Here is a 19,525-nt window from a genome sequence, read left to right as displayed (position 1 = left end):
GGCGGGGTTGCGGATGCGCAGTGCGGCGACGTCGGTGCGGTTCCGGTCCGTCGCCCGGCCCCGGTTCGCCGCGCCGCACGGGTTTGCCGGACTGCCGAAGACCGGGCCCGCCGGATCGCTGCCAAGGTGCTTCATGGCGTCCTTTCCCTGAACGCCGCCAGCCTGCCACTGGGCTGGAAGAGCTTCAAGCTTGAGAGTCTCGGGCCGCAATGATCTTGTTGCCGCGGCAAGGGGCGCGTGGCAGCAAGACGCCAGCCAGGGAGACGGACATGGACGGCGCCTATTTCCTGTATCACTCGATCGGGATGTATCCCGGAAAGGCGCGCGACCTGGCGGCGGCGATGGCCGAGTTCGCGCTGACCTGGGGCACGGCGGACGATGCGCAATGGGGCTGGGTGCTGCCGCGGCGGCAAAGGTTCATCGACCGCTGGCGGGGTATCCTGAACGCCGCGCCAGGCAGCGTGACGACCTGCGAGAACGTGACCGCCGGGCTGCATGCCATTCTGGCCGCGTTGCCGGATGGCCACCTGCGCGGCCGCAGCCTGCTGGTGGCAGCGGATTGCTTTCCGTCCAACCACTTTCTGCTGCAAGCGCTGGCGCCGCGCTTCGGCTTCACGCTGAAGACGGTGCCGCTGCGGCAGGGGGCCGCACGGGTGGAGGACGAGGATTTCCTGGATGCCTGGACGCCCGATGTCGGTCTGGCACTGCTGACCTGGGTCAGTTCCACCACCTCGGCCCGGATCGACCTGGCCCGCGCGGTGGCGCATGGCCGGCGGATGGGGGCGCTGGTGGGGGTGGACATCACCCAGGGGGCGGGGCTCTTGCCGTTCGACGTGACGGCGCCCGAGGTGGATTTCGCGCTGTCCACCAGCCTGAAGTGGATGTGCGGCACGCCGGGGGCGGGGGTGCTGTATGTCTCGCCGCGGCTGGTGCCGCATTGCGCGCCGCAGGTGGCTGGCTGGTTCAGCCAGGACAACCCGTTCAACTGGGACATCGCGCGGTTTGCCTATGCGCCCGACATGAGGCGGTTCGACAGCGGCACGCCGGGGTGCATGGCCGCCATCGCCTCGTTGCCGGCCCTGGATTGGCACGCGGGGCAGGACCATGCGGCGATCCGGGCGCAGAACCGGCGGCTGACGGCGCGGCTGTTCGACATCGCCGATGCCCTGAGGCTGGCCACGCTGACCCCGCGCGAGGAGGAAAGGCGCGGTGGCTCGGTGATGCTGCGGCTGCCCGAGACCGTGCCGGCGGCACAGGTGGTGGCCGGCCTGCGCGCCGAAGGCGTCAGCGCCGACCACCGCAGCCAGACCTTGCGCCTGTCGCCCGGCGTGCTGACGACCGAGGCCGGGGTGGCGCGGCTTGAGGCCGCATTGGCGCGGCTGCTGCGAGGCTAGCCCGGGTCTGCGGCATCGCGGCCGGGGGCCGGGCCTTGCCAGTGCGCCCGGGTCGGGCGTATTCGGCAGGCCCCGGTGTCGAGGGTTCTACCGCATGACCGCAGTGAGACGGCTATTCTCCGAAGGGTTCCGCATCTTCTTTCTTGCGGCCTGCGTCTTTGCGCTGGTGTCCCTGGCGGTCTGGGAGGTCTGGCTGGCCGCCCAGGCGGCGGGCGGGCTGGTCGAGTTGCCGACCGCCGCGCTGCCGACCCTGTGGCACGCGCATGAGATGGTGTTTGGCTATGCCGGGGCCACGCTGGGCGGCTTTCTTCTGACGGCAGTGCCCGGATGGGTGGGCAGCAAGGCGGCGGCGCAACGGTTCATCCTGCTGGTCTTTCTGCTGTGGCTGGCCGGCCGGGCGGCGGTCTGGGCCTCGGGCAGCCTGCCGGCGCCCCTGGTGGCGCTGGCCGACCTGTCCTATCTGCCGGTCCTGGGCTGGAAGGTGGGCCGGCTGCTGATGCTGCGGCCCAAGCCGCAACAACTGGTCCTGCTGGCGGTGATCGCCGTGGTCTGGACCGGGAACGTCTTTTGCCACCTGGACTGGCTGGGCCTGATGCCGGACGGTGCCAGTCTGGGGGTGCGGGCGGGCCTTCTGGGCCATGCCGCGCTGATCTTCATCATCGGCGGCCGGGTGGTTCCCGGCTTTACCCGCAACGCCATGGTTCAGGCGGGGCGCGAGCACGGCCACCCGCGCAACCCCACGGCGCTGGCGGTGCTGTCCATTGCCCCGGCGCTGGCGCTGCCGGTCGCCGTTCTGGCCGGGCTGCCGGCGGGGCTGAACGGCACGCTGGCACTGGCGGCGGGCGCGGCGGGGCTGGTCCGGCTGGCGCTGTGGCAGGGCCTGTGGACGGTGACGCGGCCCATCCTCTGGACGCTGCATCTGGCCAGCCTGATGGGTGCGGCGGGCCTGATCGCGCTGGGGCTGGCGTATCTGAACATCGGTTCGGAAATTGCCGCGCTGCATCTGATCGGCATTGGCGGCATCGGCGGGATGACGCTGTCGATCCTCAGCCGGGCCACGCTGGGCCATACCGGCCGGCCGCTGGTGGCGCCGCCTGCGCTGGCTCTGGCCTATGCCCTGCTGCCGCTGGCCGCGCTGGCGCGCTTTGCCGGGTCGACCTGGCCCGAGGTTTATTACCCGACGGGGCTGGCTGCGGGTGCGCTGTGGCTGACGGCCTATGGCCTGACCCTGGCCACCCTGCTGGCGGCCTTCCTGGGCCCGCGCCTGCCGCGTGCCCCGGTCGAACGCCAGCCGACCGAGGCGCTGGGCCGGATGCGGCGCGAAGGGACCAGGGCATAGCCAAAGGGCGACCGGATCACCGCTCTTGATCTTGCCGCCCGCGCGGCGCTACTTGCCGCGAAGGGATGGGAGGCCACGATGGCGGTGATCACGCTTCTGGATGGCGGCATGGGCCAGGAACTGGTGGCGCGGGCGACGCGCGATCCGGGGCCGCTTTGGGCGACCCGGGTGATGATTGACCATCCGGGTCTGGTGAAGGCGATCCACGACGATTACTTCGACGCGGGCGCAAGTGTTGCCACGACGAACACCTACAACATCCTGCACGACCGGCTGCAGCGCGACGGTTTGGACGCGCTATATCACGCGCTGCACCTGCGCGCGCTGGCCGAGGCGCATGAGGCGCGTGCGCGGGCCGGACGCGGGATCATCGCCGGTTCGATGGGCCCCTTGGGCGAAAGCTACCGGCCCGACCTGACGCCCCCGGTCGAAGTCTCGACCGCGCTTTACGCCGAAAAGGCCCGGCTGATGGCGGCGCATGTCGACGTGATCCTGATCGAGACGATCTCCTCGCTCGACCTTGCCCGCGGCGCATTGCGGGGCGCGCAGGCGGCGGGGCGGCCGGTCTGGCTGTCGGTCTCGGTCGATGATCGCGACGGCACGCGCCTGCGGTCCGGAGAGCCGGTGGCCGGGCTGGCCGATGTGATCGCCGAGGCGCCTACGGCGGCGGTTCTGGCGAATTGTTCCATGCCCGAGGCGATGGCCCCGGCGCTGTCGGTGCTGGGGGGGCTGGGTCTGCCCTTCGGCGCCTATGCCAACGGGTTTTCCGAGATCACCGGCCTGCCGCTGCCGGACAATCAGGCCCCGCCGGCCTATTGCGCGCGCCATGACCTGACGCCCGAGCGCTATGCCGATTTCGTCATGGCCTGGGTCGACATGGGCGCCACCCTGGTTGGCGGCTGCTGCGAGGTGGGGCCTCCCCACATCCGCCATCTGGCCGGGCGCCTGCGCGACGCCGGCCACCAGATCGCATGATCCCGGATTTCGTCTACGCGCCGCCGGACGCGCCTCTGAAAATCCTTTTCGAGGATCGGCACATCCTGGTGCTGGACAAGCCGGCGGGTCTGCTTTCGGTGCCGGGCAAGCTGGCCGGGCGCGAGGATTGTCTGCTGTCGCGGCTGCAGGCGGCGCGGTGGGATGCGCTCTTGGTGCACCGGCTGGATTGCGACACTTCGGGGGTGATGATCTTTGCCCGCACCAAGGCCGCGCAGGGCTTTCTGGGGCAGGAATTCGAGCAGCGTCGGGCGCAAAAGACCTATGTCGCCCGGGTCTGGGGCAAGATTGACGGGGAAAGCGGCCGGATCGACCTGCCGCTTTGCGCCGACTGGCCGAACCGGCCGCGGCAGATGGTCAGCCCTGAGCATGGCCGCCCGGCGCAGACCGACTGGCAGGTGATCGGCCGAAGCCCTGGCGAAACCCGGGTCCGGCTGACCCCGCACACCGGGCGCAGCCATCAGTTGCGGGTGCACATGCTGGCCTTGGGCCACCCGATCCTGGGCGATCCGATCTATGCGACTGGCCCGGCTCGCGATTTCCCGCGGTTGATGCTGCACGCCGAGACCCTGGCGCTGCACCATCCGGCCACGAAAGACCGGGTCAGCTTTGTCGCCCCGGTGCCTTTCTGAAATCCGTTAACCAGGATGCAACTTCCGTGCATAACTCTGGCGGCGTCCTGACCAAAGGCCCCCCATGTCCGTGCTTCGTGCCGCCTTCTCGCTGCGTTACGCCCTTGTCACCGGCCCGGCGCTGCTGGCGCTGGCCGCCTTTGCGGCGCTGGTGCTGCACCTGGGCGCCGATTGGATGCTTTGGCCGGTCGCACTGGCCGCAGCCGGGGTGACGGCGCTGGGGGTCTACGACCTGACCCAGACCCGCCACGCGGTCTTGCGCAACTATCCCGTTGCCGCGCACCTGCGGTTCCTGCTGGAATCGATCCGCCCCGAGATGCGGCAGTATTTCTTCGAAGGCGACAAGGACGGCGCCCCCTTCCCGCGCGACAAGCGGGCCATCGTCTATCAGCGTGCCAAGAAGGAGTTGGACAAGCGCCCCTTCGGCACCCAGTTCGACGTCTATCAGGAGCAATACGAATGGCTGCACCATTCCATCACTCCGCGCCCGCCGGTGGGGCATGAGGCGATGCGAGTCATGGTCGGGGCGGGCACGCGGCTGCCCTATGCGGCCAGCCTGCTGAACATCTCGGCGATGAGCTATGGCGCGCTGTCGGCCAATGCGATCCGGGCGCTGAACCGCGGCGCCAAGGCGGGCGGGTTCTACCACGACACCGGCGAAGGCGGCGTGTCGCCCTGGCACCGTGAGGCGGGGGGCGATCTGGTCTGGGAACTCGGCTCGGGCTACTTCGGCGCGCGGGCGGCGGATGGCGGGTTCGATGCCGGCCTGTTCGCCGAGGCCGCGGCGGACCCGCAAATCCGCATGGTCGAGTTGAAGCTGTCGCAAGGGGCGAAGCCGGGGCATGGCGGCGTGCTGCCGGCCGCGAAGGTGACCGCCGAGATCGCCCGCATCCGCGGCGTGCCGATCGGGCAGGACTGCGTCTCGCCGGCCAGCCATGCGGGTTTCTCCACCCCGATCGGGCTGCTGGAGTTCGTCGCCCGGATGCGCGATCTGTCGGGCGGCAAGCCGGCCGGGTTCAAGCTGTGCATCGGCCACCCGTGGGAATTCATGGCCATCTGCAAGGCCATGGTGGAAACCGGGATCACCCCCGATTTCATCGTGGTCGACGGCAAGGAAGGCGGCACCGGTGCGGCCCCGCTGGAATTCATGGACCACATCGGCATGCCGCTGCGCGACGGGCTGACCTTCGTGCACAACGCCCTGGTGGGGGTGGGCCTGCGTGACAGGGTGCGGATCGGCGCCAGCGGCAAGATCACCTCGGCCTTCGACATGGCCAAGGTGCTGGCGCTGGGGGCCGACTGGTGCAACGCCGCGCGCGGCTTCATGTTCGCGGTGGGCTGCATCCAGGCGCAGGCCTGCCATACCGGCGAATGCCCCACCGGCGTGGCCACGCAAGACCCGCTGCGCCAACGCGGCATCGTGGTGCCTGACAAGGCCGACCGGGTGGCGAACTTTCATCGCAACACGCTGCATGCGCTGGCCGAACTGGTGGCCGCGGCGGGGCTGTCGCACCCGTCCGAGCTGCGGCCGCACCACTTTCTGCGCCGCACCGATGCCGACCGGGTGCTGTCTTTCGACGCCTTGTATGAGCAATTGCAGACCGGGCAGTTGTTGGCCGACCCGGGCTCATCTCCGCGGTTCGCCGAGGCCTGGGCACGGTCACGCGCCGACAGCTTCGCACGGGTGGCGTAGGGGCGGCTGGTCCGGGGCTATGCCGCGACGGTCACCCTGACCCCGGCCGCGGCCAGCATGGCGGCAAGAGAGTCCGTCGGCGCGGCCTCGGTGACCAGATGGTGAAAGGCCTGCGGCGGGGCCACCGCGATGGGCGCGCTATGGCCGAACTTGGCGGCATCGGCGGCGACAATCACCGTCTCGGCCCGGGCGATCATGGCACGGCTGAACTCGGCCTCGCGCAGGTCTTGCAGCAGGAATCCACCCTCGGCGTTCACCGCGGCCACCGACAGGATCGCGTGGCCCACCCGGAACTGGCGCAGGAAGTCCAGCGCCTCGGCCCCGAAGGCGCCGCCGTCATGGGCGCGAAGCTCGCCCCCGGCCATGAAGACGCGGTTGCCGTTCACCCCGGCCAGGGCCTGCGCGACGGGCAGGGAATTGGTCACCACAAGCAACTCGCGCCGCGCCCGCAGGGCCTGGGCGACATAGGCCGTGGTCGACCCCACGTCGAGAAACACCGACGCCCCGTCGGGCAGCATCCGCGCCACCGCCTCGGCAATGCGGCGCTTGGCGCCGGGGTTCACCTGCATCCGCTGGGCGAAGGTCGGCTCGGGGCCCCAGTCCTTGAGATGCGCGCCGCCGTGGACGCGGGCGATGCGGCCTGCGGCTTCCAGCCGTTTCAGCGCGCGGCGGATGGTTTCGCCGGTGACCCCCAGGGCGCCGGCCAGATCCTCGACCCGGGCGGTGCCGGTTTCCTCAAGCCGCTCAAGGATTGCGCGTTCGCGGGGACCGGAGAGCATTGGCTTTGTGGCTCCGTTGGGTTCTGCGGCTTTTTGCTGTGAATATCCACGAAAATCCAACACGAATCCACAGGATTCAACATTGGGTTTGACAGGCGCGGGGATTCGGCCGCAGCCTTGGCGGTGCGGACGACCGGGGCCAACCGGCGGCGAAAGGCATGACAACAGGAGAGGATCACGGATGAAACGGATGACCCTTGCGACGGCCGCAGCGCTGGTGCTCAGCGGTGGCATGGCCCTTGCGGAAGTGAAAAGCGAAGACCCGATCAAGCTGACGCTGCACGACTGGACCGGCCAGCTGATCACCACCCAGATCATGGCCGCGGTGCTGGAGGAGGCGGGCTACAACGTCGAACTGGTGCAGGCCGACTATCTGGCGCAGTTCGCGGGCCTTGAGACGGGCGATCTGCACGTTGCCATGGAGATCTGGGAGACGACGGGCCGCGAGGCGATGGATGCCGCCATCGGCAAGGGCGGTGTCGTCAACCTGGGTGAGACCGGAATGCTGGCCAAGGAAGAATGGTGGTATCCGTCCTACGTCAAGGAACAGTGCCCGGGCCTGCCGGACTGGACCGCGCTGAACGATTGCGCCGCGGTCTTCGCCACCGCCGAGACCGGCGAGAAGGGCCGCTATCTGGGCGGGCCGGTCACCTGGGGCGGTTTCGACGAGGAACGCATTGCCGGCCTGGGCCTGAACTATGAGGTGATCCACGCCGGCACCGATGCGGCGATGTTCGCCGAACTGGAATCGGCCTATCAGCGCAAGGACCCGATCCTGCTGTGGGTCTATGCGCCGCACTGGGCACCGCAGAAGTATGAGGGCGAGTGGGTCGAGTTCCCGGCCTATGAGGCCGCCTGCTACACCGATCCGGCCTGGGGCGGCAACCCGAACGCCACGCATGACTGCGGCAAGCCTTCCGGGCCGATCTGGAAGGTGGGCTGGGCCGGCCTGGCGGAGAAGTGGCCGGGCGCCGACAAGGCGATCCGCGCCTTCACCATCGACAACGACGCCATGGGGGCGATGATCGCCAAGGTCGATCTCGACGGCCAGCCGATCGAGGACGTGGTCAACGAATGGATGGATGGAAACCAGGCCACCTGGTCGGCCTGGATCGCCCAGTAACCTTGTGCTGACCGGACCAGCGGGGCGGCCCGTCGCGGCCGCCCTGCCTTTCCCCTGCCCGGAACCGCGATGACCCGCCCTGTCAAACTGGCCTGCCGCCATGTGTGGAAGATTTACGGCCCGCATCCCGAACGCCTGTTGGGAAACGCGCCCACGCTTGAGGCGATCCGCGCCTCGGGCCATGTCGGCGCGGTGCGGGATGTCAGCCTTGCGGTGGGGGAAGGCGAGATCTTCGTCATCATGGGGCTGTCGGGGTCGGGCAAATCGACCCTGGTGCGCTGCCTGTCGCGGCTGGTGGAACCGACCGGCGGCGAGATCCTGTATGACGGCGAGGATCTGCTGAAGGCGTCTCCGGCGCGGATGATCGAGATCCGCCGGCACCACATGGGGATGGTGTTCCAGCACTTCGCCCTGCTGCCGCATCTGACGGTGCTGGAGAACGTGGCCTTTCCGCTGGAGGTTCAGGGTCTGGCGCGGGCGGCCCGCGAGGCGCGGGCGCGCGAGGTGATCGGGCTGGTGGGCCTGCAGGGCCGTGAGGGGCATTTCCCGCGCCAGCTGTCGGGCGGCCAGCAGCAGCGGGTGGGCATTGCCCGCAGCCTGGCGGTGGAACCGGACCTGTGGTTCCTCGACGAGCCGTTTTCGGCGCTGGACCCGCTGATCCGGCGCGAGATGCAGGAGGAATTCCTGCGCATCCAGAAGCAGTTGAAAAAGACCATCGTCTTCATCACCCATGACTTTGACGAGGCCATCCGCCTGGCCGACCACATCGCCATCATGAAGGACGGCGCCCTGGTCCAGGTCGCCAGCCCCGAGGAACTGGTGCTGGCCCCGGCCGACGATTACGTCCGCGCCTTCACTGCGCATGTCAGCCGGGCCAAGGTCATCACCCTGGGCCGGATCGCCACAAAGGGCGTGCCCGCGGGGGTGGCGGGCACCCTGCCGGCCGAGGCGCGGGTGGAAACGGTGGCCGAGCAGGTGGTGACCGCCGGACGGCCCTTCGCGGTGGAACGCGAGGGGGCGGTGATCGGCCATGTCACACCGCAGGCGGTGATCGACGTGCTGATCGGGCGCGGGACATGAGGTTGTGGCCGGCCATATGGGCGGCGCTGGCCGCCGCGGCGCTGGCCCTCGCGCTGTGGGCCAGGCTGCCCGCGGGCTGGCTATGGCCTCCGCAGGCGATGCATCTGCCGATGGCGGGCTGGATCACTGCCGGGATGGCCTGGCTGACCGACACGGCGGCGATCGGGCCGGTCACCTTCAAGGACCTCACGCGCGGCATCGCGGCAGTGATCGAGGCGCCCTATGACGCGGCGCGGGTGCTGCTGGTGGACGGCATCACCGAAGGCAAGGGACGCAAGGCGACGGTGCTGGTGCCACCGCTGAGCTGGGTCGCGGTGACCGTGGCGGCGGTGGCGCTGGGGCATTACGCCAAGGACCTGGCGCTGGGGCTGCTGGCCGGGGCGCTGATGCTGTATCTGGCGGTCTTCGATCAGTGGGACAGCGCCATGGTCACGCTGGCCTCGATTGCCATCGCGGTGCCTTTGGGGGTTGCCGGGGGGCTGGGCCTTGGCATCGCGGCCTGGCGCTGGCGCTGGGTCGAGCGGGTGCTGTCGCCGGTGCTGGACCTGATGCAGACCGTACCGACCTTTGCCTATCTGGTGCCGGTGCTGGTGCTGTTCGGTTTCGGCCCCGTTTCAGCACTGCTGGCGACGGTGATCTATGCGATGCCGCCGATGGTGCGGGTGACGCTGGTCGCCTTGCGCGCCGTGCCCTCGGAGATTGTCGATTTCGCCGACATGGCGGGCTGCACCCAGACCCAGCGGATGCGCAAGGTGATGCTGCCCGTCGCCCTGCCAGACCTGATGGTGGGGGTGAACCAAGTCATCATGCTGAGCCTGAACATGGTCATCATCGCCTCGATGATCGGCGCCGGCGGTCTGGGCGCGGATGTGCTGGCAAGCCTGCGGCGGCTGGACATCGGCGGCGGCATCGAATCGGGGCTGGCGATCACCGCGCTGGCCATCGTGCTGGACCGGCTGGGTCAGGCTCTGGCCGCGAAGGCCGGGGGGGTGCGGGCCGCCGAGGGTTCCTGGCCCAGGCGGCATCCGCGGACGGTTCTGGTCCTGGCGGTGATCCTGGCGTCCGGGGTGCTGGGGCTGTTGGTGCCGGCGGTGCAGGACTGGCCGAAGGATTGGACGGTCACCACCAAGCCGTTCTGGGCCGATCTGATGGAGTGGATCAACGTCAAATACTACGAGCAGCTGGAAGCGCTGCGGGTCTGGGTGCTGGAGCATGTGATGCTGCCGGTTAAGGGGTTCCTGCTGGCGCTGCCCTGGCCGCTGGTGGTGGGCGTCGCGACGCTGGCCGGCTGGCGGCTGGGGGGCCTGCGGCTGGCGGCGTTGGCTGTGGCCCTGGGGCTGTTCCTGGCGGCAACAGGGCTGTGGGAACAGGCGATGATCACGCTCTATCTCTGCGGCGTGTCGGTCGCCATCGCCATGGCGCTGGGGGTGCCGCTGGGCATCCTTGCGGCCTCAAGCGAGCGCGCGGGCAAGGTGATCGGCACCGTGGTGGACACGCTGCAGACGCTGCCCAGCTTTGTCTATCTGATCCCGGTCGTCATGCTGTTCCGGGTCGGCGACTTCAGCGCGATGATCGCGGTGGTGCTGTTCGCACTGGTCCCGGCGGTGAAATACACCGCGCACGGGTTGCGTTCGGTGCCGGAAGAGCTGGTCGAGGCGGGGGTGGTCAGCGGGGCGACGCGCTGGCAGATCCTGCGCAAGGTGCGGCTGCCGATGGCGGTGCCGATGATCCTCTTGGGCCTGAACCAGACCATCCTGCTGGCGCTATCGATGCTGGTGATCACCGCCTTGGTGGGTACGCGCGACCTGGGACAAGAGGTCTATATCGCGCTGACCAAGGCCGATGTCGGGCGCGGGCTGGTGGCGGGGCTGTCGGTGGCGGCCATCGCCATCCTGGCCGACCGGCTGATCGGGGCGGCCGCAAAGGACGCAAAGGCGCGGCTGGAGGGCGGGACATGACGCCGGAAGACAAGGTGCGCGGGCTGTCGTGCTGGACCGGGCGGGTGCGGATCGAACCCCTGGGCGGCGGCATCACCAACCGCAACTTCGTGGTGCAGGATGGCGCGCGGCGGGCCGTGGTGCGGATCGGCGACGACATTCCGGTGCACCAGATCCTGCGGTTCAACGAGTTGGCGGCGTCGAAGGCGGCCTTTGCGGCCGGGGTCTCTCCGGCGGTGCTGCACCATGAACCGGGCGCACTGGTGATCGACTTTGTCGAGGGGCGGACACTGGCCGCCGAAGACTTGCGCCAGCGGCCGATGCTGGCCGAGGCGCTGGCGCTGGTGGGGCGGGCGCATCGCGACATCCCCCGGTTCCTCCGCGGCCCGGCGCTGATGTTCTGGGTGTTCCACGTCCTGCGCGACTATGCCGGCACGCTGCGCGACGGCGGGTCGCGGCATCTGGCCTTGATCCCGGGCCTCTTGGACGAAGCCGCCCGTCTCGAGGCTGCGGTTGGGCCGATCGAACTGGTCTTCGGGCACAACGACCTGCTTCCGGCGAATTTCCTGCACGACGGCCAGAGGCTGTGGCTGATCGACTGGGACTATGCCGGCTTCAACTCGCCCCTCTTCGACCTGGGCGGCCTGGCCGCCAACAACGGCCTGACGCCCGACGACGAGGCCTGGATGCTGGCCACCCATTTCGGCCGCGACCCGGATGCCGCCCTCTGGCGGGCCTATCGGGCGATGAAGGCCGGGGCGGCGCTGCGCGAGACCATGTGGAGCATGGTTTCCGAGATTCACTCGGAACTCGACTTCGATTTCGCGGCCTATACGGCCACCAACCTGGACACCTACCATGCGGCGCTGGCCGCCTTCGAGGATTCCCATGGCTGAACTTCCCTCCACTGCCAAGGCCGTGGTCATCGGCGGGGGCATCGTCGGCTGCTCGGTCGCCTATCACCTGGGCAAGCTGGGCTGGACCGACACGGTGCTGCTGGAACGCAAGAAGCTGACCTCCGGCACCACCTTCCACGCCGCGGGCCTGGTGGGGCAGTTGCGCACCTCGGCCAACATCACCCAGCTGCTGGGCCATTCGGTGGCGCTGTACCGCACGCTGGAACAGGAGACCGGCCTGCAGACCGGCTGGAAGATGAACGGCGGTCTGCGGCTAGCCTGCAACGCCGAACGCTGGACCGAGGTCAAGCGGCAGGCCACCACGGCGCACAGCTTCGGGCTGGAAATGCACCTGCTGACGCCGCGCGAGGCGCAGGATCTGTGGCCCCTGATGACCATCGACGATGTGGTCGGTGCGGCCTACCTGCCGACGGACGGGCAGGCGAACCCCTCGGACATCACCCAAAGCCTGGCGCGCGGGGCGCGGATGGCGGGGGTCAAGATCTTCGAAGACACGCCGGTGATGAGGGTGATCGTCGAGGACGGCCGCATCCGTGGGGTGGAAACGCCTTTCGGAACCATCGCTTGCGAAAAGGTCGTGGTCTGCGCCGGGCAATGGACACGGACCCTTGCTGCGACCGTGGGGGTGAACGTGCCGCTGGTCAGCGTCGAGCATCAATACATGATCACCGAGCGGATCGAAGGGGTGACACCGAAGCTGCCCACTTTGCGCGACCCCGACCGGCTGACCTACTGGAAGGAAGAGGTGGGCGGTCTGGTCTGGGGCGGCTACGAGCCGAACCCCAAGCCCTGGGCGGCAGAGGGCATTCCCGAGGGGTTCCACTTCGAGACGCTGACGCCGGACTGGGACCACTACGAGCAGTTCATGGAGAACGCCATCGCGCGGGTGCCCGCTTTGGCGGGGGCGGGGGTGAAGCAGCTCTTGAACGGCCCGGAGAGTTTCACGCCGGACGGCAACTTCATTCTCGGCGAGGCGCCGGAGCTGCGGAATTTCTATGTCGGCGCGGGGTTCAATGCCTTTGGCATCGCCGCGGGTGGCGGCGCCGGGATGGCGCTGGCGGAATGGGTGGCCAAGGGCGAGCCGGCCTTCGATTTGTGGCCGGTGGACATTCGCCGTTTCGGCGGGGTGCATCGGTCGGTGGACTGGGTGCGCAGCCGCACGATGGAAGCCTATGGCAAGCACTACACCATCGCCTGGCCGTCCGAGGAAATGCGGTCCTGCCGGCCGACCCGGCGCAGCCCGCTTTACGCCCACCTGCAGGCCGCCGGGGCCTGTTTCGGCGAAAAGCTGGGCTGGGAGCGGCCGAACTGGTTTGCCGACCTCGCCGCGGGAGAAGAGCCGGTGGACCGATACTCCTATCAGCGGCCGGGCTGGTGGGGCGCGGCGCGGCGCGAGCACCAGGGGTGCCGCGAGGCGGCGGTGCTGATCGACCAGACCTCGTTCGCCAAGTTCGTGCTGAAGGGGCCGGGGGCGGCACGCGACCTGAACCGCATCGCGGCGGGGAACGTCGACCGGGCTGTGGGAAGCCTGACCTATACCCAGATGCTGAATGCCAGGGGCGGCATCGAATGCGACCTGACCGTGGTGCGCCGGGCGGCGGACGAGTTCTACATCGTCACCGGCACCGGCTTTGCCACGCATGATTTCGACTGGATTTCCAGGCATTTGCGCGGGGATTGCCAGCTTCTGGACGTGACCTCGGGGTTCGCGGCGCTGTCGCTGATGGGGCCGGAGGCGCGGGAAATCCTGGGCCGGGTCTGCCCGGACGATCTGTCGAACGACCGGTTCCCCTTCGGCACGGCGAAGGCGATCTCGGTCGCCGGCTGCCCGGTGCTGGCCTTGCGGGTGACCTATGTCGGCGAGTTGGGCTGGGAACTGCACATGCCGACCGAGGTGGCGGTGACGGTCTACGAGGCGCTGATGCAGGCCGGGCGCGGCCTGGGGCTGGTGAACGCGGGCTACAGGGTGATCGAGACGCTGCGGCTGGAGAAGGGCTACCGCGCCTGGGGCGCCGACATCGGGCCGGACCATACGCCGGTCGAGGCGGGGCTGGCCTGGGCCTGCAAGATGAAATCGAACGTCGACTTCATCGGGCGCGAGGCGGTGGCGGCGCAACTGGCGGGCGGGGTGAAGAAGCGTCTGGCGACCTTCACCGCCGCGCCCGAGGTGGTGCTGCTGGGCCGCGAGACGATCTACCGCGACGGGCAGCGGGTGGGCTGGCTGTCGTCTGGCGGGTTCGGGCATACGGTGGGGAGATCCATCGGAATGGGCTATGTGCGGCAGGCCGGGGGGGTGACGGAAGATTTCGTCCTGTCAGGCACTTACGAGCTTGAGGTGGCCAGCGAACGGGTGCCGGCGCAGGTGCACCTGGAGCCCTTGTATGACCCCAAGGGGCTGCGGGTGAAGGCCTAGCCGGCGGCGGCGCGCAGGGCCTGCATCAGCTCGGCCAGGGCCTTGCGGTAGCGGTCGTCCTTCAGGCGGCCATCTGCGTCGAAGGCGTTGGAACTGTCGGCCACCAGCACCTCGGGGCCGGTCAGCAGGTGCGGATGGAACGGCGTCAACATCAGCCGCAGGGCAAACTGCGAACGGTCGCCGCCGCCGCGGCCATCGGCGGCCGAGACCAGGGCGACCGGCTTGTCTTTCCAGGGCGCGCCCTTGGTGCGGCTGACCCAGTCGAGCGCGTTCTTCACCACGCCGGGCGGGGCCTTGTTGTATTCCGGGCAGGCGATCACCACCGCATCCGCCGCCGCGATCTGGTCGGCAAGGGTTTGAACGGCCTTGGGAATTCCATCGGCGGCCTCAAGGTCTCCGTCATAGAGCGGCAGCCGCAGGTTGGCCTCGGTCTGCGTCGCCGGCCCGAAGGCCTGGCGGGCTTCGGCCAGCAGCAGGCGGTTGGTCGAACCGGCACGCAGGGCGCCGGGAATGCCTAGGAGAGTGAGCATGGCGGGTCTGTCCTGACGGGGCGGCGGAAGGTGATCGAGGTCGGGCGGGCATAGCCCGGGTGCGCGGTGCAGCCGGTTTCGGCAAAGCCGAGCGCCTTGAAAACGCAGTGGTTTTCGAAAAGTTCCACGCGCGTCTGCAATTCCAGCGCGGGCAACCCCAGCGCACGGGCGCGGGTCTCGGCCAGGTCGATCAGGGCCCGGGCAAGGCCCCGGCTGCGGTGGCTGCGCGCGACGGCCAGCTTGCCCAGATACAACGCGTGGTCCTTTGGGGTCAGGACCACGCAGGCAAGGGGCGGGTGGCCGATGGCCCAGACCTCGATGCCGGGGTCCGCAAGCGACCCGGCCGTCAGCCTGTGGACCGAGGAGGGCGGGTCGATGCGGCCCTCCATCCCGGCGAACTCGGACTGGATGAGGCCCAGCAGGGCGGCCCAGTCGAACGGCTCAAGGCATTGATAGGGCGTCATTTCCGGGGCAGCCCGTCGGACAGGTGCAGCCAGGGCAGCATCTCATTGGTGTGGACGTGGTATTGCGGGCTGTAGGCCCTGGGGTCATCCAGCGTGGCGGCGTAGAAATGGCATTCGCCGGGATAGCGACTGCTGCGGTAGGCCATCTGGGTGCCGCAGGTCGGGCAGAAGTCGCGCCAGACCCCGGGGCTGCTGGCGTAGGTCGCAGGGGGCGCGCCGGTCCAGGACCATTGGCCGTCGGTAATGCCGAAGAAGCTGGTGAAGGCCGAGGCGGTGGCACGCCGGCACGACTCGCAATGGCAGTGCGCCGACCACAGGGGCGCGGCGGTACAGCGGTAAGTGACGCCGCCGCAAAGGCAGCGGCCGGTGAAGGGGGGTGTCATGGCGGGCCTCCTGTGCGGCCATGGGACGACGGATTCGGCTTTGGCGCAACAGGTGATGCAGCCCGGCGGGTGTCGCAAGATGTTGGGGATAAGGAGAGGAAAGCCGCCATGGATAGGGCCGGGGTGGTTGACTTGGGGCCGGATTCCCCGACGATGGGGACCATGCGAGTCGAGAGGGACAGGTGCGTTTCACCAAGCTGCGGCTGAACGGGTTCAAGTCCTTTGTGGACCCGACAGATCTGGTGATTCATGACGGGCTGACCGGGGTGGTCGGCCCGAACGGCTGCGGCAAGTCCAACCTGCTGGAGGCCCTGCGGTGGGTGATGGGTGAGAATCGCCCCACGGCAATGCGCGGCGGCGGCATGGAAGACGTGATCTTCAACGGCGCCGCCACGCGAACGGCGCGGAACTTTGCCGAGGTCGCGCTGGTGATCGACAACGCCGACCGGCTGGCGCCGAGCGGCTTCAACGACGCCGACCAGATTGAGATCGTGAGGCGGATCACCCGCGATGCTGGATCGGCCTACCGGGCCAACGCGAAAGAGGTGCGCGCGCGCGACGTGCAGATGCTGTTCGCCGATGCCTCGACCGGCTCGCACAGCCCGGCGCTGGTGCGGCAGGGGCAGATTTCCGAACTGATCAACGCCAAGCCGAAAGCGCGGCGGCGCGTGCTGGAAGAGGCGGCGGGAATCTCGGGCCTTTATGCCCGGCGGCATGAGGCCGAGTTGAAGCTGCAGGCGACCGAGCAGAACCTGCTGCGGGTCGATGATGTGCTGGAGCAGATGGCGCAGCAACTCAGCGTGCTGACGCGGCAGGCGAAGCAGGCCGCGCGCTATCGCGAGATTTCCGAGGAATTGCGCAAGGCCGAGGGCACGCTGCTGTATCGCCGCTGGCGCGAGGCGGATGAGGCGCGGGGGCAGGCCGAGGCGGCCTTGCGCGAGCGGCTGATTGCGGCAAGCCAGGCCGAGGCGGCGGCGCGGGGGGCCGGGCATGCGCGCGAGGCGGCCGAAGAGGCCCTGCCGCCGAAGCGCGAGGAAGAGGCGATTGCCTCGGCGGTGCTGCAGCGGCTGGTCTTGCAGCGCGAGGCGCTGGGCGATCAGGAGGCCCGCGCGCTGGCGCTGATCGAGACGCTGCGCGGCCGGGTGGCGCAACTGGGCGCCGACATGGAGCGCGAGGCGGGGCTGAACCGCGACGCGGGCGAGGTGATCGAGCGTCTGGAATGGGAGATCGAGCAGGTCGCCCGCGCGCATGAGGGGCACGACGACCGGCTGGCCGAAGCGGTCGAGGCCGCGCGCGAGGCGGGAGCGATCCTGACCGACCGCGAGACATCGCTGTCCGAGGCGACCGAAGATGCCGCGCGCCTGTCGGCGCGGCACCAGTCGGCGGCGCGGCTTCTGGCCGAGACCTTGGCCGGGGTGGACCGGGCCGAAGCGGCGGCGGCGCAGGCGCGGGCGGCAGTCGGGGCCGCGGAGGAACAGGTCGCGGCGCTGGAAGAGACCTTTGCGGCCGCCGAAGAGGCCCGCGAGTCGGCGGCCGAACTGGCCGAGCGCACCGAGGCGGCGCTGGAGGCCGCCGAGGTGGCCCGGGCCGAGGCCCAGGGCCGCGAGGCCGAGGCGCGCGGGGCACGCTCCGAGGCCGAGGGCGAGGCCTCGGCGCTGCGAGCCGAGGCGGCGGCGCTGGCCCGGCTGGTGGACCGCGAGGCGCAGGCCGGGCATCAGGTTCTGGACCGGCTGGTGGTTGTGCCGGGCTATGAAAAGGCGCTGGGCGCGGCCCTGGCCGACGATCTGCGGGCGCCCGAGGTGGCGGCGGGGGTGCGGTCGGGCTGGGGGCTTCTGGAGCCCTATCTCGCGCCGCAGGGTCTGCCCGCGGGGGCCGAGGCCCTGGCGGGGTTCGTCGAGGCGCCGGCGGTCTTGGCGCGGCGGCTGTCGCAGATCGGCATCGTGACCCGCGAAAAGGGTTTTCAGCTTCAGGAGGCGCTGAAGCCGGGCCAGCGGCTGGTGTCGCTGGAGGGCGACCTGTGGCGCTGGGACGGGTTCCGGTCGGGCGCCGAGGATGCTCCTTCAGCGGCGGCTTTGCGGTTGCAGCAATTGAACCGGCTGCAGCGGCTGAAGGGCGAGTTGAACGAGGCCGAGGCGCGGGCCGAAGGGGCGCGCGGGGCGCATGAGGTGCTGCAGGCGCGGCTGTCCGATCTGGCGCGGGCCGATCAGATGGCGCGCGAGGCGCGGCGGGCGGCGGATCAGCGGGTGACAGAGGCGGACCGGGCGCTGTCTCGGGCCGAGGCCGACCGGGCGCTGGCGGGCGGCAAGCTTGAGGCCGCACGGGCCTCGGTTTCGCGGTTCGAGGATGAGGCGATGGCGGCGCGGGGCCGCGCGCGCGAGGCCGAGGCGGCGGCGAAGGATCTGGGCGATCTGGACGCCGCGCGTGGCGCGGTCGAGGCGGCAAAGATCACCGTCGAAGCGGCGCGGATCGCCATGCTGACCCGGCGCAGCGCGCACGATGAAGTGCGCCGCGAGGGCGAGGCGCGGGTGCGGCGCCGGCAGGAGGCGACGAAGGAACTGTCGGGCTGGAAGCACCGTCTGGAGACGGCGGAACGCCGCAGCGCCGAACTGGCCGAGCGCCGGGCCGCGGCGGAGGCGGAGTTGGAGGAGGCTTCGGCGGCGCCGGAGGAGATTGCTGAAAAGCGCGAGGAATTGGGCGAGGCGATCGAGGCGGCCGAGGCGCGGCGACGGGTTGCGGCAGAGGTTCTGGCGGCGGCCGAAGGCGGGCTGCGTGACGCGCAGATGGCCGAGCGCGAGGCCGAACGCGCGGCCGGCGAGGCGCGGGAAGGCAAGGCCCGGGCCGAGGCGCGGGTAGATGCGGCGCGCGAGGCGGTTGCGGCGGCGGCCGAGCGGATTGCCGTAGAGGCCGACCGCACGCCGCAGGAACTGCTGGTTTCGCTGCGCAGCGATCCCGACAGGATGCCGGATGCGGAGACGCTGGAACACGACGTCAACCGCCTCAAGCGCCAGCGCGAGGCCTTGGGCGCGGTGAACCTGCGGGCCGAGGAAGACGCCAAGGCGGTCGAGGCGGAATACGACGCCTTGGCCAAGGAAAAGGCCGACCTGGAAGAAGCGGTCAAGAAGCTGCGCGCCGGCATCGCCGGGCTGAACAAGGAAGGCCGCGAGCGGCTGCTGACGGCCTTCGAGCAGGTCAACACCAACTTCGCCGCGCTGTTCACCCACCTGTTCGGCGGTGGCGAGGCGCGGCTGGTCCTGGTGGAATCCGACGATCCGCTGGAGGCCGGGCTTGAGATCATGTGCCAGCCCCCCGGCAAGCGGCTGGCGACGCTGAGCCTGCTGTCGGGCGGCGAGCAGACGCTGACCGCGCTGGCGCTGATCTTCGGCGTGTTCCTGGCCAACCCCGCGCCGATCTGCGTGCTGGACGAGGTGGACGCGCCCCTGGACGATGCCAACGTGACCCGGTTCTGCGACATGCTGGACGAGATGACCCGGCGCACCGAGACGCGGTTCCTGGTCATCACCCACCACGCGGTGACGATGGCCCGGATGGACCGGCTGTTCGGTGTGACCATGGCCGAACAGGGCGTCAGCCAGTTGGTCAGCGTCGATCTCAAGAAGGCCGAGGCCCTGGTCGCCTGACGCGCGGACGCCTGGTTAACCGTCTGTTCACGCAACTCTGTCAGGAACACAGCATGAACATGCCACAGAAGGGGGATGTCATGCAGGGTTATTCCGTTGTTGCGATGCTGGCGGCCTTCCTCGCTCTGGCCGGCGGGGCTGTCGACCATCCGGGTGCGGGCCAATGGGACCGCGCGCTGATCCTGAAACTGATGCCCTGAGGGCCGTCCG

16 protein-coding genes are annotated in these 19,525 nt (G+C 69.6%); 12 read left to right on the top strand and 4 right to left on the bottom strand.

Annotation, left to right across the window (positions count from 1 at the left end):
* The first annotated feature begins 269 nt into the window (after positions 1–269).
* From LHP98_RS06125 to LHP98_RS06105, 5 genes are all read left to right on the top strand, one after another.
* The gene (locus LHP98_RS06125) at positions 270–1,394 is read left to right on the top strand and encodes an aminotransferase class V-fold PLP-dependent enzyme (RefSeq protein WP_227251642.1); all 1,125 of its coding nucleotides are present in this window, start codon (positions 270–272) and stop codon (positions 1,392–1,394) included.
* Between the two features lie 94 nt (positions 1,395–1,488).
* Entirely contained in the window at positions 1,489–2,733 is a 1,245-nt protein-coding gene (locus LHP98_RS06120) for an NnrS family protein (RefSeq protein ID WP_227251641.1), read from the top strand.
* A 78-nt stretch (positions 2,734–2,811) separates the two neighbouring features.
* Positions 2,812–3,708 carry a homocysteine S-methyltransferase family protein gene (locus tag LHP98_RS06115; RefSeq protein WP_227251640.1) on the top strand — a complete coding sequence of 299 codons (897 nt, stop codon included), beginning with the start codon at positions 2,812–2,814 and terminating at the stop codon, positions 3,706–3,708.
* Positions 3,705–4,358, top strand: a complete 654-nt coding sequence (locus LHP98_RS06110; RefSeq protein ID WP_227251639.1) for an RluA family pseudouridine synthase — start codon at positions 3,705–3,707, stop codon at positions 4,356–4,358. Before LHP98_RS06115 ends, LHP98_RS06110 begins: the two co-directional genes overlap by 4 nt.
* A gap of 64 nt (positions 4,359–4,422) precedes the next feature.
* Positions 4,423–6,051, top strand: coding sequence for an FMN-binding glutamate synthase family protein (locus tag LHP98_RS06105; protein ID WP_227251638.1), 1,629 nt, complete (start codon positions 4,423–4,425; stop codon positions 6,049–6,051).
* Positions 6,052–6,068: 17 nt separating this feature from the next.
* Here the strand turns inward: LHP98_RS06105 and LHP98_RS06100 are convergent, their stop codons facing one another.
* Positions 6,069–6,830 carry a DeoR/GlpR family DNA-binding transcription regulator gene (locus LHP98_RS06100; RefSeq protein ID WP_227251637.1) on the bottom strand — a complete coding sequence of 254 codons (762 nt, stop codon included), beginning with the start codon at positions 6,828–6,830 and terminating at the stop codon, positions 6,069–6,071.
* Between the two features lie 190 nt (positions 6,831–7,020).
* Between LHP98_RS06100 and LHP98_RS06095 the strand changes: the two genes are divergently transcribed.
* The 5 genes from LHP98_RS06095 (at position 7,021) to LHP98_RS06075 (ending at position 14,300) form a co-directional block, all read left to right on the top strand.
* The gene (locus LHP98_RS06095; RefSeq protein ID WP_227251636.1) at positions 7,021–7,953 is read left to right on the top strand and encodes an ABC transporter substrate-binding protein; all 933 of its coding nucleotides are present in this window, start codon (positions 7,021–7,023) and stop codon (positions 7,951–7,953) included.
* 69 nt (positions 7,954–8,022) lie between these two features.
* A complete protein-coding gene (locus LHP98_RS06090; RefSeq protein WP_227251635.1) occupies positions 8,023–9,033 on the top strand; it encodes a quaternary amine ABC transporter ATP-binding protein in 1,011 nt (336 codons plus the stop codon).
* Entirely contained in the window at positions 9,030–10,991 is a 1,962-nt protein-coding gene (locus LHP98_RS06085) for an ABC transporter permease (RefSeq protein ID WP_227251634.1), read from the top strand. Before LHP98_RS06090 ends, LHP98_RS06085 begins: the two co-directional genes overlap by 4 nt.
* Positions 10,988–11,866 (top strand): choline/ethanolamine kinase family protein, encoded by an 879-nt coding sequence (locus LHP98_RS06080; RefSeq protein ID WP_227251633.1) that lies wholly within the window; start codon positions 10,988–10,990, stop codon positions 11,864–11,866. Before LHP98_RS06085 ends, LHP98_RS06080 begins: the two co-directional genes overlap by 4 nt.
* The gene (locus LHP98_RS06075) at positions 11,859–14,300 is read left to right on the top strand and encodes a GcvT family protein (RefSeq protein ID WP_227251632.1); all 2,442 of its coding nucleotides are present in this window, start codon (positions 11,859–11,861) and stop codon (positions 14,298–14,300) included. Before LHP98_RS06080 ends, LHP98_RS06075 begins: the two co-directional genes overlap by 8 nt.
* On the opposite strand, the gene LHP98_RS06070 is transcribed toward LHP98_RS06075, so the two are convergent.
* The 3 genes from LHP98_RS06070 to LHP98_RS06060 are packed head-to-tail and all read right to left on the bottom strand — an operon-like array spanning position 14,297 to position 15,677.
* Positions 14,297–14,830, bottom strand: a complete 534-nt coding sequence (locus LHP98_RS06070) for an NADPH-dependent FMN reductase (protein WP_227251631.1) — start codon at positions 14,828–14,830, stop codon at positions 14,297–14,299. The genes LHP98_RS06075 and LHP98_RS06070 overlap by 4 nt on opposite strands.
* Positions 14,815–15,294: a GNAT family N-acetyltransferase gene (locus LHP98_RS06065; protein ID WP_227251630.1), complete on the bottom strand. Its 480-nt coding sequence runs from the start codon at positions 15,292–15,294 to the stop codon at positions 14,815–14,817. Before LHP98_RS06065 ends, LHP98_RS06070 begins: the two co-directional genes overlap by 16 nt.
* The gene (locus tag LHP98_RS06060; protein WP_227251629.1) at positions 15,291–15,677 is read right to left on the bottom strand and encodes a GFA family protein; all 387 of its coding nucleotides are present in this window, start codon (positions 15,675–15,677) and stop codon (positions 15,291–15,293) included. Before LHP98_RS06060 ends, LHP98_RS06065 begins: the two co-directional genes overlap by 4 nt.
* 182 nt (positions 15,678–15,859) lie before the next feature.
* Between LHP98_RS06060 and smc the strand changes: the two genes are divergently transcribed.
* Both smc and LHP98_RS06050 read left to right on the top strand, forming a co-directional pair.
* On the top strand, positions 15,860–19,315 hold the full coding sequence (smc, locus tag LHP98_RS06055; protein WP_227251628.1) for a chromosome segregation protein SMC: 3,456 nt from the start codon (positions 15,860–15,862) through the stop codon (positions 19,313–19,315).
* A 53-nt stretch (positions 19,316–19,368) separates the two neighbouring features.
* Complete coding sequence (locus LHP98_RS06050; protein ID WP_227251627.1) at positions 19,369–19,515, top strand: hypothetical protein; 147 nt, start codon at positions 19,369–19,371, stop codon at positions 19,513–19,515.
* Positions 19,516–19,525 lie beyond the last annotated feature (10 nt).

The sequence above is a fragment of the Rhodobacter sp. Har01 genome (assembly GCF_020564565.1).
Taxonomy (GTDB): domain Bacteria; phylum Pseudomonadota; class Alphaproteobacteria; order Rhodobacterales; family Rhodobacteraceae; genus Pseudogemmobacter.
The sequence above is the reverse complement of the archived record's forward strand: the minus strand, read 5'-3'. Positions and strand labels throughout refer to the sequence as shown.